Genomic DNA, 16,927 nt, shown 5'->3' with positions numbered 1-16,927 from the left:
GTTCGCCTCTCTGCTGGAGGGAATGTGTCCACACCGGACAGCGTCATCGGCTCCGCCGTCGACGAACCCGAGCCGGATCCGGCCGCCGCGGCCGAGCTCACCAGTCTGAGCACCCGCGCCGCGCGGCAGCTCACCACGACCACCAAGTCCGAACCGCAGATGCAGGCCATCACCTCGCGATGGCTGCTCAGGACACTGCCGTGGGTGGACGTCAAGGGCGGCGCCTACCGGGTCAACCGCCGTCTCCAACTGCGCACCGGGCGCGGCCGGGTGAGCTTCGAGCAGAACGGCGGGGACGACATCCGGGTCATCCCGGGGACGCTCACCGAACTGCCGGTCCTGCGCGGCTACGACGACCTGGACGCGCTCACCCAGATCGCCGAGCGGTTCCAGGCCCGCGAAGTGCGCGCCGGACAGGTGCTGTTCGAGGCCGGGCAGCCGGTCACCGAGACCTACCTGGTGGTGCACGGCCGGTTCATCCGGTTCGCGGCCGGCAAGTACGGCGAGGAGGAGGTCGTCGGAGTCGTCACCGACGGCGACCAGATGGGCGACGAGGCGGTCGGCCAGACCGACCCGCTCTGGCTCACCTCGGTCCGGGCGGAGACCGCCGGCGTGGTGCTGGCGCTGCCGTGGACGGTCGTCGAGGAGGTCATGGACCGGGTGCCGTCGCTGGGCGCGCACCTGCGGGCCTACGTGGACCGGCAGCGGCTGCCGATGAACCGCAAGGGCGAGGCCGAGGTGCCGGTACAGGCCGGCCACCGGGGCGAGCCGACCCTGCAGGGCGGCTTCGTGGACTACGACCTGGCGCCGCGCGAGTACGAGCTGTCGCTCACCCAGACCGTGCTGCGGGTGCACTCCCGGGTCGCCGACCTCTACAACGACCCGATGGACCAGACCCAGCAGCAGCTGCGCCTGACGGTCGAGGAGATCCGTGAGCGCCAGGAGTGGGAGCTGGTCAACAACCGCGACTTCGGCCTGCTGCACAACATCGACTACGGGCAGCGGATCAGCTCCTTCACCGGCCCGCCGACCCCGGACGACATGGACGAGCTGATCTCCATGCGCCGCAAGACCAAGGTGATCCTCGCCCATCCCAAGGCGATCGCGGCGTTCTTCCGGCAGTGCAACCGGCGCGGGCTGGTGCCTCCCAGCGCGAGCGTCGACGGCCACGAGATCCCGGCCTGGCGCGGGGTCCCCATCTATCCGTGCAGCAAGATCCCGATCAGTGACGACCACACCACCAGCATCATCGCGCTGCGCACCGGCGAGGCCGACCAAGGGGTCGTCGGCCTCTACCAGACCGGCATCCCGGAGGAGTTCCAGCCCGGCCTGAACGTCCGCTTCATGGGCGTCAACGAGCAGGCCATCGTCAACTACCTGGTCACCGCCTACTACTCGCTGGCCATCCTGGTCCCCGACGCGGCCGGGATCCTGGAGAACGTCCAGCTCGGCCGCACCGCCGACTGAGGGCCTGGAGCACAGTCACCATGACCACACCCACCACCTCCTACGTCCTGCCCGGACCGCCGAGCCTGGCCCGGAGCATGCGTCCGGCCAGGCGCACCGGAGCCGTCCCCGGACTGCACTACCGGCCGGCCGTGCCCGCCGATCCCGCGAAGGCCGCCGAGCTCGACCGTCGTCTGGAGGCCTGGGCCCGCGAGTTCGACCTGTTTCCCGAGGCCTGGAAGGGGGACTTCTCGGGCTTCCAGTTCGGCCGGGCCGTCGCACTCCAGCACCCGGGCGGTCTCGACCTGGACCGGCTCACCGTCGCCGGCAAGCTGCTGCTGGCCGAGAACATCGTCGACTCCTGCTACTGCGAGGAGGACGAGGGGCGCGGCGGCTCCCGGCGCGGTCTCGGCGGTCCGCTGATCATCGCCCAGTCGGCGCTCGACCCCTACCACGGCGTCCCGGAGATGGAGGAGGAGTGGCGCGAGGGCATCGGCGCCGACGGTCCGCTGCGCTCGTACCGCCTCGCCCTCGCCGACTTCGCGGAGTTCGCCACTCCCAGCCAGACCGACCGGTTCGTGCACGACGTCGCCCGGCTGCACCTCGGGTACCTGGGCGAGGCCGCCTGGATGGAGACCGGGTACATGCCGCGGGTCTGGGAGTACCTGGTGATGCGGCAGTTCAACAACTTCCGGCCGTGTCTGTCCATCGTCGACGCGGTGGACGGCTACGAACTGCCGGAGCCGCTGTACGCCCGCCCGGAGATCCAGCGGATCACGGCGCTGGCGTGCAACGCGACCACGATCGTCAACGACCTGTACTCCTTCACCAAGGAGCTGGCGAGCGACCCGGACCACCTCAACCTGCCGCAGGTGGTGGCCGCCAACGACCGGCGGGGGCTGAAGGCGGCCTATCTGAGGTCCGTCGACATCCACAACCGGATCATGGCCGCCTTCGAGGAGGAGTCGGCCGCCCTGTCCGCCGGTTCGCCGCTGGTCGCGCGCTACGCGGAGGGCCTGGCGGCCTGGGTCTCGGGCAACCACGAATGGCACGCCACCAACACCAACCGCTACCACCTGCCCGACTACTGGTAGCGGCGAGCACATCCGAACCACCGTCAGCAACACGTCGAGGAGCAACTGTTGACCACCGCCCCTGTCGCTCGGAAGACCACCACGTCAGCCCCGGTGCCGACCCAGTCCAGGTACCAGAACAGCGTCGCGGAGTACTGGAACGCCGAGGAGAACCCGGTCAACCTCGAACTCGGAAAGATCGACGACCTCTACCACCACCACTACGGCATCGGTGAGGCCGACTGGTCGGTGCTCGACGAGCCCGACCCGGCACTGCGCAAGGAGCGTGTCACCGGCGAGCTGCACCGGCTGGAGCACGCGCAGGCCGAACTGCTGGCCGGTCACCTCGGCCCGCTCACCCCGGACGACCGGGTCTTCGACGCCGGCTGCGGCCGGGGCGGCGGCAGCATCGTGGCGAACCTGCGCTACGGCTGCCACTCCGACGGCGTGACCATCTCCGCCAAGCAGGCCGACTTCGCCAACGGCATGGCCCGCAAGCGGGAGGTCGCCGACAAGGTCCGCTACCACCACCGGAACATGCTGGACACCGGGTTCGAGACCGGCGCCTACGCGGCCTCGTGGAACAACGAGTCCACGATGTACGTCGAGCTGGAGCTGCTCTTCGCCGAGCACGCCCGGCTGCTGCGCCGCGGCGGCCGCTACGTCACGATCACCGGCTGCTACAACAACACCTACGGTCAGGCCTCCCGCGAGGTGTCCCTGATCAACGCCCACTACATCTGCGACATCCACCCGAGGTCGGAGTACTTCCGGGCGATGGCGAACAACCGGCTGGTGCCGGTCCATGTGGAGGACCTCACCGAGGCGGCCATCCCGTACTGGGAGCTGCGCAAGCAGGCCGACCACCTGGTGACGGGCGTCGAGGATCCCTTCCTCACCGCGTACAAGAACGGCAGCTTCCAGTACCTGCTGATCGTGGCCGACCGGGTCTGACCCGGTAGAGCACCCGCGCGGGGCGGTGTCCGAGGACGCCGCCCCGCGCCGGCATGCCCGTCACCCGCCCGCGTGCGCCTTCTTCAGCGCGGCGATGTCCAGCTTGCCCATCGCGTACATGGCCCGCGCGGTGCGGGCCGCCCGCTCGTGGTCGGCGTCGCCGATCAGCTCGACGAGTCCCTCCGGGACCACCTGCCAGGACACGCCGTACCTGTCCTTGAGCCAGCCGCACGGGCCCGGCTCGCCGCCGTCCTCGGTGAGCCTGGCCCAGTAGTGGTCGACCTCCTCCTGGCCCTCGCACCGGACCTGGAAGGAGACCGCCTCGTTGAACGTGAACTCCGGTCCGCCGTTGACGGCGACGAACCTCTGTCCGTTGGCGGTGAACTCGACGGTGACCACCGAACCGGCCGGGCCCGGTCCCGCCTCGGTGTAGTGGGTGATCCGCCCGATGCCGGAGTTCTTGAAGACGGACACGTAGTAGTGGGCGGCCTCCTCGGCCTGGCCGTCGAACCAGAGACACGTGGTGAATCCGTCGGTGGTCATGGACACCTCCTGGAGGGTGGAACAGGGTCATCCGTACCGACCCCCGTTCGGCGGGAAACTCATCGCCGGCCGCTCATCCCGGCACCTAGCATGACCGACCATGATCTCTTCGCCGGCCGTCGAACCGTTCCGCGTCTCGGTCCCCCAGAGTGACCTGGACGACCTCCACGACCGTCTGGACCGCACCCGATGGCCGGCCGAGCTGCCTGGTGCGGGCTGGGAGTACGGCGTCCCGACGGCGTATCTGCGGGACCTCGCGCACTACTGGCGGCACCGCTACGACTGGCGGGCGGCCGAGGCGCGGCTGAACGCCTGGCCGCAGTTCACGACGGTGATCGACGGCGCCCGCGTGCACTTCGCGCACATCCGCTCGCCCGAGCCGGACGCCACCCCGCTGGTGATCACCCACGGCTGGCCCGGGTCGATCGTGGAGTTCCTGGACGTGGTCGGACCGCTCACCGACCCGGCGGCGCACGGCGGGGATCCGGCCGACGCCTTCCACGTGGTGGTGCCCAGCGTCCCCGGTTTCGGCTTCTCCGGTCCGACCACGACGCCCGGCTGGGAGGCGGGCCGGGTCGCGGACGCCTGGGCCGAGCTGATGGGCTGGCTGGGCTACGAGCGGTTCGGCGCGCAGGGCGGTGACTGGGGCGCGGCGATCTCCCGCGAGCTGGGCCGCGCCCATCCCGGGCGGGTGATCGGCGTGCACCTGAACCTGCTGCCGGGCGCGCAGCAGACCACCGAGCCCACCGCCGGGGAGCTGGCCGCGCTCGATCCCGAGGAGCGGGCGCACACCCTCGACTCGTGGCGCCGCTGGGCCGCCTGGTCCCGGGAGAGCACGGGCTACGCGGTCCTGCAGAGCAGCCGCCCGCACACCCCCGGCTACGCGCTCACGGACTCACCGGTGGGCCAGCTCGCCTGGATCGTCGAGAAGTTCCAGGAGTGGACGGACTCCGCGGAGCTGCCGGAGGAGGCGGTGGACCGCGACCGGATGCTCACCGACGTGATGCTGTACTGGCTGACCGGCACGGCCGCCTCGTCGGCCCGTATCTACTACGAACGGGCGCACGCCACCGGCTCCCGCGCCACCGCGCCCACCCGGCCGTCGACGGCGCCGACCGCGCTCGCCGTGTTCCCGGCCGAACCCCAGCGCCCGCTGCGGCACAAGGCCGACCGCACCGAGAACATCGTGCGCTGGACGGAGTTCGACCGGGGCGGGCACTTCCCGGCGATGGAGGTGCCGGACCTGCTGGTGGGCGACGTCCGGGCGTTCTTCCGGCAGCTGCGGGAGCAGGGGGTTGACTGAACCGCCGTCAGGCGGCCAGGCACAGGGCGTTGCGGGGACCGCGCGCGGTCCTGGCCGGGGCGGTGCGACGGGCGAACTCGGAGTGGACCCGGGACAGCAGGCTCCCGAGGTCGAGTCCGAGGGCGTGCGCGGCGGCCGCGAGGACCTCGGAGGAGGCCTCCTTGCGGCCGCGTTCGACCTCCGACAGGTAGGGCATGGAGATCCGGGCGCTCTCCGCGACGTCCTTGAGGGTGCGCTCCTGGTCCAGCCGTTCCCGGCGCAGGACGTCTCCGACCAGGTCGCGCCAGAGGGGTTCCCTGGTCTCCGGGACGGGCTCGCGCGGGCTCGGCGGGACGACGGGCGCGTGGTTCGGCGGTTGGCTGCTCACTCGGACAGCCTAAAAGCAGTGGCCCGCCGCGGGGGCGGATCGGCATGCTGCCGGGCGTGGATGCGATCGAGTTCATGGACACGGGGCCGGAGCTGCGGGACACCTTCGACCAGGACGCGGAACGGTACCTGCGCGCACGGCCCCGTTATCCGTCCTCCCTGATCGAGGAGATGGCCCGGGTGACGGGCGCGGGCCCCGGTGTGCGGGTGCTGGAGATCGCTCCGGGCACCGGGCAGCTCACCGTGGACCTGGCCGCCACCGGCTGTGCCGTGACGGCCGTGGAGCGGGGGCCTTCGCTGGCGGCGGTGGCACGCCGGGAGCTGGCCGCGTTCCCCGCGGTGGACGTCGTGACGGCGGACTTCGAGACGTGGGAGCCGCCGCCGGAGCCGTTCGACGCGGTGGTGTGCGCGACGGCGTTCCACTGGATCGACCCGGCGGTCCGGGTGCCCGCCGCGGCCCGTGCGCTGCGCGCCGGCGGACTGCTCGCCGTCGTCACCACCCACCACGTGGCGGGCGGCACCGAGGACTTCTTCGCCGACGTGCAGGAGTGCTACGAGCGCTGGGACCCGGCGACCCCGCCGGGGCTGCGGCAGACCCCCGAGTCGGAGATCGTCCCGGACACGGCCGAGTTCCGCGACTCCCCGTACTTCACGGACGTCACCGTGCACGGCCACGCGCAGGAGATCACGTACACCACCGACGCCTACCTGGACGTCCTGCTCACCTACTCCAACCACCGGCTGCTGCCCGAGGCCGCCCGTCACGGTCTGCTGGACTGCGTCCGCGGCCTCATCGACGCGCGGTACGGCGGTGTGGTCGTCAAGCGGTACCTGCACGAGCTGATCCGGGCCGTGCGTGTCGGAGAGTGAGGGGCCCTCGACCTGCCGTCACCGAAAAATTTCCGCCGGACGCGTAATCGGGGTGCATGCGGCGCGTCACTGCGGGTACCCGTCCCGTCAAGCACGCATGGGATGTCCGACAGCGGGTACCCGCGCCAGCGCGAACAACTGGACAAGGCCGGCACGACACAGGCCGAAGAGGCACACGCCGTACCGTGACTTTCGTGGGGAGAGGCAATGACAACCGGGATCCGGTCGGAAGCAGTGAGCACCGAGCAGGCCGCCGAGGAGCACGCGGCGGCAGGAGAGCTGCCCGGAATCAAGGACCCCAGGACCGTCGCCCCGCGGGACGCGCGGGAGCTGTCCCGCCAGTTCTTCCAGCGGATCACCGAGCTGGAGGAGGGCACCCCCGAATTCCAGTACGCCCGCAACACCCTCATTGAGATGAACATGTCGCTGGTGCGGTTCGCGGCCGGACGGTTCCGCAACCGCGGCGACGACATGGAGGACATCGTCCAGACCGGGATGATCGGCCTGATCAAGGCCATCGACCGGTTCGAGCTGTCGCGCGAGGTCGAGTTCACCTCCTTCGCGCTGCCGTACATCGTGGGCGAGATCAAGCGGTTCTTCCGTGACACCACCTGGGCCGTGCACGTGCCGCGCCGGCTGCAGGAGCTGCGCGTCGAGCTGGCCAAGGCGCGCGAGGAACTCTCCAGCCGCCTCGACCGGGACCCGACGGTCGCCGAGCTGGCCACGCTCATGAACCTGTCCGAGGCCGAGGTGGTCGAGGGTCAGCTGGCCTCCAACGGCTACAACTCCTCCTCGCTGGACGCGGCGCTCACCGGCGACGGCCCCGAGGACGGCGAGTCCGTGCTCGCCGACTTCATCGGCGTGGAGGAGGACGGGCTGCGGCTCGTCGAGGACTTCCAGTCGCTGGCCCCGCTCATGGCCGAGCTGAGCGAGCGGGACCGGGAGATCATCCACCTCCGGTTCGTGGAGGAGGCCACCCAGGCGGAGATCGGCGAGCGGCTCGGCTGCTCCCAGATGCACGTCTCCCGCCTGATCAAGCGGATCATCGCGCGCCTGCGGCAGGGGATGCTCGGCGAACTCGGCTGCGCCTGACGACGAAGACCACGGGTGCCGCCCCGCACCGGCGCGTGGGGCGGCACCCGTGGTGTTTCGTGGGGTGCGGTGTTCGTGGGGTTCAGCGGACGAGCGGCACCAGCGCGCGGACCCGCTTGCCGACCGGCACCCGCTCCGCGGTGACCTCGGCGGCCAGCGCGTGCACGATCTCCAGGCCGTGCCGGCCGACCCGCTGGGGGTCCCTCGGGAACCGGCGGGGCAGCGCGGCGCTGCTGTCGTAGACCGAGACCAGGACCGCGCTGTCGGTGCCTTCCAGTTCGAGGATGTACGGACCGTTGCTGTGCCGGTCCGCGTTGGTGATCAGCTCGCTCACCACCAGAAGCAACTCGCCGTCGGCGCCGGGGCCGACCGTGGCGCACCACTCGGTCCTGAGCTGTTCCAGGAACCGGGCCGCGAAGTCCCGTGCGTCGGCGATGCAGCCGGGCTCACCGGTGTAGTGCGCCGCGCGTCGCAGCGGCTCCACGGGTACGTCGAAGCCAGTCGGTATCACTGCCCCGCCCAGGTGTTCGATCATGCGTCTCTCCAGGAGGCCGGCGCCCGGCCCGGTCGCTGTTGCAACCATGCTCGTACCCCGAGTGTCGTCCCACAGTCCCCGGTGTGTTCGCCGGATCGGGTGGAAAAGGCGTCATGCTGGTCACATTGCCGGGGAACCGGGGCTTCCGGATTGTGGCGGCGCGGAGGGCGCCGAGCAGGGCGGGGCTGGACCCGCGGTGAGTCCGGGTCGGCCTCCTTCCGCGTCACGGCGGTTTCGTGCCGGCGCCGCGGACCAGGGCGGAGATCAGCAGACCGAGCATCGTCACGGTGAAGGAGAGCACGGCCACGGCGACGGTGAGTTCCGGCAGCGGCGGCACCGGCACTCCCCCGCCGCCGGGCGCGTTCAGGTCGACGCCGGCCAGGCCCACCTGGGTGAGCACGACCGCCTGGAGCACGGTGACGGCACCGAGGACCACGGCCTTCGACATCACGTACGCCGATCCGGGCAGGCCGACGGCTCTCTCGCGTTGATAGAAGGCGCGTTCCGTGAGGGTGTCACGCACCGCGTCGGCCGCGCCGGCCAGCACGGCGCCCACGCACAGGAGGAGCAGCGCGTCGGTCGCGGGGTCGAGGATGAGCCCGGTCCCGGCGACGGCACGGACCGCGGCGCCCATGACGAACGGGAGCCCGATCATGATCGCCAGGAAGGTCCGGTCGGCGAGAAGGGCGGCGCAGTGGCGGCGCACCAGGGTCGAGAACTGGGCTCGCCGGCGGCGCGGCCGCGGCGGCGGGAGCGCGGGGACCGGGGCGGCGCGCGGCAGGACGGGCTGCGCGCCGGCGTTCACGACGTACTTCCGGTGGTACGACGAGACGCGGAACTCCTCGGCCCGGTCCCGGCCGGTGTCCCGCTCGAACGCCTCGAAGGCCTCGGGCCACGCCTCGAAGCCGAGGAAGCCGAGGGCGTCACCGGGCGGTCCGAAGTAGGCGGTCCGGCCGCCCGGCGCCAGGACCAGCAGCCGGTCGAAGACGTCGAGGCCGGGCACGCCGTGGGAGACGACGATGACGGTGCGGCCGTCGTCGGCGAGGCCGCGCAGCATGTCCGTCACCGAGCGGTCCGTGCCGGGGCCCAGGCCCCAGGTCGGTTCGTCGAGGAACAGCAGGGAGGGCTTGGTCAGCAGTTCCAGGGCGACGCCGACCCGTCGGCGCTGCCCGCCGGAGAGGCTGTGCACGGGCTGGTCGGCGTGCTGTCCGAGGCCGAGTTCGCGGATGACCTCCTCGACCCGCTCCCGCCTCTCGGCCTTCGAGGTGTCCTCGGGGAAGCGCAGTTCGGCGGTCCAGGTCAGGACGGCGCGCGTGGTCAGCCGGACGTGCGGGAAGTCGTCCCGCGGGACCAGGCCGATGCGCAGGCGCAGCTCCGCGTGGTCGCGGTAGAGGTCGCGGCCGTCGTAGAGGACGGTGCCGTGATCGGCGGGGCGCCGGCCGGTGAGGGCGCCGAGCAGGGCGGACCTGACGGCTCCGCTCGGCCCGACGACGGCGAGCAGGCACTTCTCGCCCAGCGGGAAGGAGACGTGGTCGAGCAGGATCCGGCGCCCGGCGGCGACGGTGAGGTCCTGGACGTCGAGGGAGACCGCGCCGGTGTCGACGTACTCCTGGAGCCGTCCGCCGACCGGGCAGAAGGAGGAATGGCCGATGCCGACGAGGTCCCGGGGGCCGAGCGGTGCGCGGAAGACGGCCCGGCCGTTGAGGTAGGTGCCGTTGTGGCTGTCGAGGTCGACGACCTCGTGGCTGCCGTCGGGGTGGGCGCGCAGTTCCGCGTGGTGGCGGGAGACGGTCAGGTCGTCGAGGACGACGTCGTTGTCGGGGGCGCGGCCGATGCGGAGGGTGCGGGCGGGCAGCCGGCGTACCGCGGAGGGCTGCCGGAAGGTGCCGGTGAGGCAGGGCATCGAGACGACCGAGGGGCGGTCGGGGGCGGTCGGCGGGCGGCCCACGAGGACGGCGCTCGGGCCGTCGGCGGGGCTGCCGAAGCGGATGACCGTGCCGGGGCCCACCTCCCCTTCCCGGATGCGGCGGCCGTCGGCGTAGGTGCCGTTGGCGCTCTGCTCGTCCTCCAGGGTCCAGTGGCCTTCCTCGGGGCGCAGCACCGCGTGGTGCCAGGAGACCCGGGAGTCGTCGAGGACGATGTCGCTGTACGGGTCACGCCCTACGTGGTAGTCGCGGCCCGGGCTCATCATCGTGGATCCCGTGTCGGTCTCCAGGACGAGTTCGGGCGCCGTCGAGGTGACCGGCCGCTCCGCCATGGCCCAAATTCTACCGATGTGTCATCTTATACGCTGTACGTGTCCGGTCGTGTCGCACGGGATCCGGCGGTGTCGCGGGCGACCGCCCGGCGGCCGTCGCGGCTGTCACGTGTCACGCCACGGGGACGACCAGGGCGGGGATGGTGCGCTGCATGCGCAGGGCGTCGATGGACTCGGCGAGCAGTTCGTACTCGGTGGTGTCGTCCTGGACGGCGATCCGCACCAGCCGTCCGCCGGCCAGTTCGTCGGCGACGAGCTCCTGCCGGACCACGTCGGAACACCAGGCGCGCAGCAGGCCGGGGACGTCCGAGACGCTCTCGCCCACCGGGACGAGCGCGCCCTGCGGAAATCTGGGGTTCTCGGGTAAGGGATCCAGCCGTTCCGCGATCCACGAGGCCCGGTCCCGTAACCACCACAGCGCGAGTGCCAGGGTCGGCGCGCGGTAGGTGCCGAGCGGGACGCCGATGCGCTGCCCGCCGCAGACCCCGTATGCCGTGACATGGCACAGGAATTCGTCGTGCACGATCACTCCCCCGTAGCTCGCCGGTGTGCCGTCGCGGCCGGTTTTCCGTGCGGCTCCTGTGCGGTGAAGTGCCCCTGACATTCGAGTATGTTCACTTTCGAAACACTGTCACCACACCTTTCCGGCCAGTCTCTTGGCATATTCCGCCTACGAATTGGCCGAAATGCGCCAGCTGTACGGCCCCGCGTTCATTACCCGAGGGGTAATCGACCCGTCACCCGGATCCGGGCATGGTGGTGCAAGCGGATCGACGAGAGCCGCGATCCACCCCCTGACCAGCAACGACACCCTCAATGGAGGCTGATTCGCCATGCCCGTGAACACCGACCGTCACCAGGCCGCCGCCGCCCGCTACTTCGAGGCCTGGAACGCCACCGGGCCCGAGGCGCTGCGCAAGGCGGTCGCGGAAGCCTGGGCTCCGGAAGGCACCTACACCGACCCGCTCGCCGACGCAGCCGGACACGCCCAGATCACGGCCGTGATCACCGCCGCGCACGAGCAGTTCCCCGGTTTCGCGTTCCGTCCGCTCGGGACCGTCGACGGCCACCACGACACCGCGCGCTTCGGCTGGGAGCTGGTGAACGAGGCCGACGGGTCGGCACCGGTGGCCGGTTTTGACGTGGTCACGCTGAGCGAGGACGGCCGGATCCGGCAGGTACTGGGCTTCCTGGACCGGGTCCCGACCGGAGCTTGAGCCGACACGGCTGCGGGGGACGCCGTGGGCGTCCCCCGCAGCCGGCGTGTCAGCGGCCGGCGCCGCCGCTCACCGGTTGACGATCGCGTCGATCCGCGCCAGCTCCTCGGCGTCGAAGTCCAGGTTGCCGATCGCGCCGACGCAGTCCTCGACCTGCCGCGGGCTGCTCGCGCCGATCAGCGCGGAGGTCACCCGGCCGCCGCGCAGCACCCAGGACAGGGCCAGCTGCGCCAGCGTCTGGCCGCGCCCCTTGGCGATCTCGTCCAGGTCGCGCAGCTGCGCCACCAGGTCCTCGGTGACCGCGTCGGAGTTCAGGAACGGGCTGTCGCTCGCCGCCCGGGAGCCCTCCGGGATGCCGTCCAGGTAGCGGCCGGTCAGCAGGCCCTGCTCCAGCGGGGAGAAGACGATGGAGCCGACCTGCAGCTCGTCGAGGGCGTCCAGGACTCCCTCGGTCTCCGGGCGGCGGTCGAGCATCGAGTACCGCGGCTGGTGGATGAGCAGCGGGGTGCCCAGCTCGCCGAGGATCCGGGCGGCCTCCCGGGTCTGCTCGGCCGAGTAGTTGGAGACGCCCACGTACAGCGCCTTGCCCTGCTGCACCGCCGAGTGCAGGGCGCCCATCGTCTCCTCCAGCGGAGTCTCCGGGTCGGGGCGGTGCGAGTAGAAGATGTCGACGTAGTCGAGGCCCATCCGGGTCAGGGACTGGTCCAGCGACGACAGCAGGTACTTGCGCGAACCCCACTCGCCGTACGGTCCGGGCCACATCAGGTAGCCGGCCTTGGTGGAGATCACCAGCTCGTCGCGGTACCCGGCGAAGTCCGCCTTCAGCGCCTCGCCGAACGCCGACTCGGCGGAGCCGGGCGGCGGGCCGTAGTTGTTGGCCAGGTCGAAGTGGGTGACCCCGAGGTCGAAGGCGCGGCGCAGGATGGCCCGCTGGGCCGTGACAGGCCGGTCCGGCCCGAAGTTGTGCCACAGGCCGAGCGACAGCGCGGGCAGCTTCAGGCCGCTGCGCCCGCTGCGGCGGTAGGGCATCTCGGCGTAGCGGTCGGGGTGTGCGGTGTACAACGCGGCTCCAGAGGGGTGGGCACAGGATCTACCGGTTCCACTCTTCCCCGCCCCGCGGGCAGCGGTCCAACAGGAGAATGCGATGGAATTGTGCGGCTAGGCTTCTCAATCATGGAACTGCGCCACCTCCAGCACTTCGTCGCCGTCGCCGAGGACCAGCACTTCACCCGGGCCGCTGAACGGCTGCTGGTGTCCCAGTCGGGCCTGTCCGCCTCGATCCGGGCCCTGGAGCGGGAGCTGCGGGCGCCGCTGTTCGTGCGCACCACCCGCCGGGTCACGCTCACCGAGGCCGGCCGTGCGCTGCTCGGCGAGGCGGAGCGCATCCTCGCACAGGTGCGGGCGGCGCACGAGGCGGTGGCCGCGGTGCAGGGCGTGCTGCGCGGGACACTCGCACTGGGCACCGAGCAGTGCATCGCCGGGGTGCACGTGGCGGGACTGCTGGCGGCCTTCCGGCGCCGCCACCCGGACGTCGAGATCCGGCTGCGGCAGGCCGGTTCGGGCGCGCTGGCCGAGGAGGTGGCGGCCGGGCGGCTGGACCTGGCCTTCGCGTACCGCACCCAGGACGACACCGACCAGCTGCGTTCGGTGGCGCTCACCGGCGAGCCGATGACCGTGCTGTGCCATCCCAGCCACCGGCTCGCCACGGCCGGTCCCGCGGTGGTCCCGGCGGACCTCGGCGGGGAGGTGTTCGTCGACTTCCACCCGGACTGGGGTCCGCGCCGTACGACCGACTCGGCCTTCGCGGCGGCCGGTGTGCGGCGCACGGTCGCGCTGGAGGTCAACGACGTGCACAGCCTCCTCGACCTGGTCGACGAGAACCTCGGTATCGCCGTGGTGCCCCGGCACTTCCGGCACAAGCGGCCCTCGCTCACCGCGCTGGCGCTCAAGGACACCGACGAGGACGCCTACGAGACGGTCGCCCTGCTGCCGCCGGAGACGGCCACCAGTCCGGCGGCCAGGGCGCTGGTCACGCTCCTGGAAACAGGGGGTCTGACACCACCCGGGGAGGGTGTCCACCCCTCCTGACCCCGGCTTCCCGTCGGCGCAGACTCGTCAGCGTCCGCAACGACGAACGGGGAGCGAAGGACATGGCGGAACAGACACGGCGTACGGTGCTGCGCGGCGCGGCCGGCCTCGCGGCGGCCACCGCGCTGGCCGGAACGGCGGGAGCCACGACGGCGGGAGCCACGACGGCGTCGGCACGCCCGGCCACGGAACCGGCGGAGCGCCGGTATCCGTTCCTCGAGGGCGCGTTCGCGCCGGTCACCGAGGAACTGACGGCCTTCGACCTGCCGGTCACCGGCCGGATCCCGCGCGAGCTGAACGGCCGTTTCCTGCGCAACGGCCCCAACGTGCTGGGTCTCGAGGACCCGCGCGCCCACCACTGGATGCTCGGCGAGGGCATGGTGCACGGCGTACGGCTGCGCGAGGGCCGGGCCGAGTGGTACCGCAACCGGTGGGTGCGCTCGTCGCAGGTCGCCGCGGAACTCGGGGAGCCGTATCCGGGCCCGGTCCCGCCCGACGACTTCTCCTGCAACACCCACGTCATCCCCTACCGGGGCCGGATCCTCGCGCTCCAGGAGAGCGGCCCGCTGCCGTACGAACTGGACGGCGAACTCAACACGGTGGGCACCCACGACTTCCGGGGCACGCTGGAGGGCGCGTTCACCGCGCACACCAAGTACGACGCGCACGCGGGCGAGCTGCACGCGATCACCTACTACCCGACCTGGGACCACGTCCGGCACCTGGTCGTGGACCCGGCCGGCCGGGTCGCGCGCACCACGCGGATCCCGGTGCGGGACGCGCCGATGATGCACGACTTCGCGCTCACCGCGCGGCACGTGGTGGTCTTCGACGTCCCGGTCACCTTCGACCCGGCTGCGGCCGAGGCCGGTGCTCCGGTGCCGTACGTCTGGAACCGGCGGCACCCGGCGCGGGTCGGGGTGATGCCCCGGTCCGGCGGCACGGTCCGCTGGTTCGGCGTGGACCCCGTCTTCTACTCGCACACCCTCAACGCCTACGACGAGGGTGACTGCGTGGTGATCGACCTGACCACGTATCCGGCGCCCTTCGACGTGGCCGGGGCCGGCACGGACGGGCCGCACGCGGTGGGCACCGCGAGGCTCGAACGGTGGACGGTGGATCTGCGGCACGGCCGGGTCCGCCGGCGGACCGTGGACGACAGGCCGCAGGAGTTTCCGCGGATCAACGAGGAGTTGGTCTCCCGCCGGCACCGCTACGGCTACGCGGCGGCGGCCGCCGAGATGTCCGTGGCCTACCTGGCGGGCGACGGCGGTCCGCCGGACCGTGCCTTCTCCGACGCCCTCCTCAAGCACGACTTCGCGCGCGGCACGGCGCAGGTCCACCGGCTGCCGAGGGGCGCGGCGGCCGGTGAGGCGGTGTTCGTGCCGGGCGAACACGCGGCCCAGGAGGACGACGGGTACACCCTCGCCTACGTCCACGATCCCGACCGCGGCGCCGCCGACCTGCTGATCCTGGCGGCGCAGGACTTCACCGGTGAACCGCTGGCCCGGATCCACCTGCCAGGCCGGGTGCCGCTGGGATTCCACGGAAGCTGGATTCCGGACGCATGACGGGCCGCGATGAGCGATCGTGGTCGCATGCATGCAAGGGACATCCTCATCGACGGCTTCGGCCGCATCCAGGAAGAAGTCCACGCCGTCCTCGACGGCCTCGATCCCGGCCTGCTCAACCGGCCGCCGGCGTCCGGCGCCAACTCCGTCGCCTGGCTGCTCTGGCACCTCACCCGGGTCCAGGACGACCACGTCGCCGACGCCTTCGACCTGGACCAGGTGTGGCTGGCCCAGGGCTGGGAGAAGCGTTTCGGCCTCGGCCTGCCGCCGCGTGACCACGGGTACGGCCACACCCCGGCGAAGGTCGCGAAGGTCACGGTCGACTCCGGCGACCTGCTGAGCGGCTACTACGACGCGGTGCACGAGCAGACCCTCGGGGTGCTGCGCGACCTGCCGGCCAAGGACCTCGAACGGGTCGTGGACACCCGCTGGGATCCGCCGGTCACCCTGGGCGTCCGGCTGGTGAGCGTCCTGTCCGACGATCTCCAGCACGTCGGACAGGCCGCCTATCTGCGGGGGCTGCTTCAGAGCACGGAGGCGTAACCCGGCAGCACGACGTCCTCGATGAGGGCATTGCGCTCGTCGAACGGGATGAAGGCGCTCTTCAGGGCGTTCACCGTGACCGTGCGCAGGTCCTCGGCCGTCCAGCCGGCCTCCTCCACCAGCAGGGACATCTCCCGGGTCATCGTCGTACCGGACACCAGCCGGTTGTCGGTGTTGAGGGTGACCCGGAAGCCCAGCTCCTTGAGCGCCGTGATCGGGTGCTCGGCGATGGAGGTGGCGCACCCGGTCTGGAGGTTGGAGGTGGGGCACATCTCCAGCGCGATACGGCGGTCGCGCACCCAGCTCGCGAGGCGGCCGAGCTTGTCCCCGACGATGTCCTCGGTGATCCGCACGCCGTGCCCGATGCGCTGGGCGCCGCACACCTGGATCGCCTGGTGGATGCTGGGCAGGCCGTGCGCCTCGCCGGCGTGGATGGTGAAGGGCACGCTCTCGCGGCGCAGGTGCTCGAAGGCGGCGAGGTGGTCGGCGGGCGGGAACCCGTCCTCGGCGCCGGCGATGTCGAACCCGACGACACCGGCGTCCCGGTAGGCGACGGCCAGGTCGGCGGCCTCGCCGACCCGGTCGAACATCCGCATCCCGCACAGCAGGGTGCCGACCCGCACGGGCGTGCCCGCGGCTGCGGCCTTCGCCATGCCGGCCGCGAGACCCTCCTGCACGCTCGCCACGACCTCGTCGAGGGTGAGCCCGCCCCTGACGTTCAGCTCTGGGGCGTAGCGCACCTCGCCGTACACCACGCCGTCGGCGGCGAGGTCGAGGACGTACTCCTCGGCGACGCGGCGGAGCCCCTCCTTGGTCTGCAGCACGGCGAGCGTGTGCTCGAAGGTGGCTATGTACCGCACCAGGTCACCGGAGTCGGCGGCCTCGACGTACCAGGCGGCCAGCTCGTCGGGGTCGGTGGCGGGCAGCGGGTGACCGATCTCGGCGGCGAGTTCGACCAGGGTGGCCGGACGCAGGCCGCCGTCGAGGTGGTCGTGCAGGACGGCCTTGGGGAGGCGACGGATCACATCGGCGTCTACGCGCGTAGCATTCATGGCGGGGCTTTCCTCGG

Annotated in this window: 17 protein-coding genes; 10 read left to right on the top strand and 7 right to left on the bottom strand. The window is 71.7% G+C overall.

The features are described 5' to 3' along the window. The first annotated feature begins 24 nt into the window (after window positions 1-24). Genes ACIQOE_RS22965 through ACIQOE_RS22955 form a run of 3 tightly spaced genes read left to right on the top strand, consistent with a single transcriptional unit; the run spans window position 25 to window position 3,473 of the window. The gene (locus tag ACIQOE_RS22965; RefSeq protein WP_351324245.1) at window positions 25-1,467 is read left to right on the top strand and encodes a family 2B encapsulin nanocompartment shell protein; all 1,443 of its coding nucleotides are present in this window, start codon (window positions 25-27) and stop codon (window positions 1,465-1,467) included. Window positions 1,468-1,487: 20 nt separating this feature from the next. After that, entirely contained in the window at window positions 1,488-2,540 is a 1,053-nt protein-coding gene (locus ACIQOE_RS22960) for a family 2 encapsulin nanocompartment cargo protein terpene cyclase (RefSeq protein WP_401413328.1), read from the top strand. A gap of 48 nt (window positions 2,541-2,588) precedes the next feature. After that, entirely contained in the window at window positions 2,589-3,473 is an 885-nt protein-coding gene (locus ACIQOE_RS22955; RefSeq protein ID WP_351324242.1) for a geranyl diphosphate 2-C-methyltransferase, read from the top strand. A 60-nt stretch (window positions 3,474-3,533) separates the two neighbouring features. Here ACIQOE_RS22955 and ACIQOE_RS22950 read toward each other — a convergent pair whose 3' ends face one another. Continuing rightward, window positions 3,534-4,016 carry a VOC family protein gene (locus tag ACIQOE_RS22950; RefSeq protein ID WP_351324241.1) on the bottom strand — a complete coding sequence of 161 codons (483 nt, stop codon included), beginning with the start codon at window positions 4,014-4,016 and terminating at the stop codon, window positions 3,534-3,536. A 100-nt stretch (window positions 4,017-4,116) separates the two neighbouring features. Here ACIQOE_RS22950 and ACIQOE_RS22945 point away from each other — a divergent pair, with 100 nt between their 5' ends. Then, a complete protein-coding gene (locus ACIQOE_RS22945) occupies window positions 4,117-5,319 on the top strand; it encodes an epoxide hydrolase family protein (protein ID WP_401413325.1) in 1,203 nt (400 codons plus the stop codon). 7 nt (window positions 5,320-5,326) lie between these two features. Here the strand turns inward: ACIQOE_RS22945 and ACIQOE_RS22940 are convergent, their stop codons facing one another. After that, entirely contained in the window at window positions 5,327-5,686 is a 360-nt protein-coding gene (locus ACIQOE_RS22940) for a helix-turn-helix transcriptional regulator (protein ID WP_362648017.1), read from the bottom strand. Window positions 5,687-5,730: 44 nt separating this feature from the next. Here ACIQOE_RS22940 and ACIQOE_RS22935 point away from each other — a divergent pair, with 44 nt between their 5' ends. Together ACIQOE_RS22935 and ACIQOE_RS22930 are read left to right on the top strand one after the other, a co-directional pair. Further along, on the top strand, window positions 5,731-6,555 hold the full coding sequence (locus ACIQOE_RS22935; protein WP_399010732.1) for a class I SAM-dependent methyltransferase: 825 nt from the start codon (window positions 5,731-5,733) through the stop codon (window positions 6,553-6,555). 207 nt (window positions 6,556-6,762) lie between these two features. Further along, entirely contained in the window at window positions 6,763-7,647 is an 885-nt protein-coding gene (locus ACIQOE_RS22930) for an RNA polymerase sigma factor SigF (protein ID WP_351324235.1), read from the top strand. Window positions 7,648-7,729: 82 nt separating this feature from the next. On the opposite strand, the gene ACIQOE_RS22925 is transcribed toward ACIQOE_RS22930, so the two are convergent. The 3 genes from ACIQOE_RS22925 to ACIQOE_RS22915 form a co-directional block, all read right to left on the bottom strand. Then, entirely contained in the window at window positions 7,730-8,182 is a 453-nt protein-coding gene (locus ACIQOE_RS22925) for an ATP-binding protein (RefSeq protein ID WP_351324233.1), read from the bottom strand. 223 nt (window positions 8,183-8,405) lie between these two features. Beyond that, a complete protein-coding gene (locus tag ACIQOE_RS22920) occupies window positions 8,406-10,439 on the bottom strand; it encodes an FHA domain-containing protein (RefSeq protein ID WP_401413322.1) in 2,034 nt (677 codons plus the stop codon). A gap of 112 nt (window positions 10,440-10,551) precedes the next feature. Then, window positions 10,552-10,962: a hypothetical protein gene (locus ACIQOE_RS22915; RefSeq protein ID WP_351936232.1), complete on the bottom strand. Its 411-nt coding sequence runs from the start codon at window positions 10,960-10,962 to the stop codon at window positions 10,552-10,554. Window positions 10,963-11,272: 310 nt separating this feature from the next. Between ACIQOE_RS22915 and ACIQOE_RS22910 the strand changes: the two genes are divergently transcribed. Continuing rightward, window positions 11,273-11,656, top strand: a complete 384-nt coding sequence (locus tag ACIQOE_RS22910) for a nuclear transport factor 2 family protein (protein WP_401413320.1) — start codon at window positions 11,273-11,275, stop codon at window positions 11,654-11,656. A gap of 69 nt (window positions 11,657-11,725) precedes the next feature. On the opposite strand, the gene mgrA is transcribed toward ACIQOE_RS22910, so the two are convergent. Next, the gene (gene mgrA / locus ACIQOE_RS22905) at window positions 11,726-12,718 is read right to left on the bottom strand and encodes an L-glyceraldehyde 3-phosphate reductase (RefSeq protein WP_351324225.1); all 993 of its coding nucleotides are present in this window, start codon (window positions 12,716-12,718) and stop codon (window positions 11,726-11,728) included. Window positions 12,719-12,829: 111 nt separating this feature from the next. Here mgrA and ACIQOE_RS22900 point away from each other — a divergent pair, with 111 nt between their 5' ends. The 3 genes from ACIQOE_RS22900 (at window position 12,830) to ACIQOE_RS22890 (ending at window position 15,858) form a co-directional block, all read left to right on the top strand. Next, on the top strand, window positions 12,830-13,744 hold the full coding sequence (locus tag ACIQOE_RS22900; protein WP_351324224.1) for a LysR substrate-binding domain-containing protein: 915 nt from the start codon (window positions 12,830-12,832) through the stop codon (window positions 13,742-13,744). 62 nt (window positions 13,745-13,806) lie between these two features. Next, a complete protein-coding gene (locus ACIQOE_RS22895; RefSeq protein ID WP_401413317.1) occupies window positions 13,807-15,315 on the top strand; it encodes a carotenoid oxygenase family protein in 1,509 nt (502 codons plus the stop codon). A 27-nt stretch (window positions 15,316-15,342) separates the two neighbouring features. Further along, entirely contained in the window at window positions 15,343-15,858 is a 516-nt protein-coding gene (locus ACIQOE_RS22890; protein ID WP_365575963.1) for a DinB family protein, read from the top strand. Here ACIQOE_RS22890 and ACIQOE_RS22885 read toward each other — a convergent pair. Then, the gene (locus tag ACIQOE_RS22885) at window positions 15,840-16,910 is read right to left on the bottom strand and encodes an adenosine deaminase (RefSeq protein WP_351324220.1); all 1,071 of its coding nucleotides are present in this window, start codon (window positions 16,908-16,910) and stop codon (window positions 15,840-15,842) included. The genes ACIQOE_RS22890 and ACIQOE_RS22885 overlap by 19 nt on opposite strands. Between the last annotated feature and the right edge of the window lie 17 nt (window positions 16,911-16,927).

Origin of the sequence: Streptomyces sp. NPDC091282, assembly GCF_044757385.1 — a bacterium.
In the GTDB taxonomy this organism is placed as follows: Bacteria; Actinomycetota; Actinomycetes; order Streptomycetales; family Streptomycetaceae; genus Streptomyces; species Streptomyces gramineus.
The sequence above is the reverse complement of the archived record's forward strand: the minus strand, read 5'-3'. Positions and strand labels throughout refer to the sequence as shown.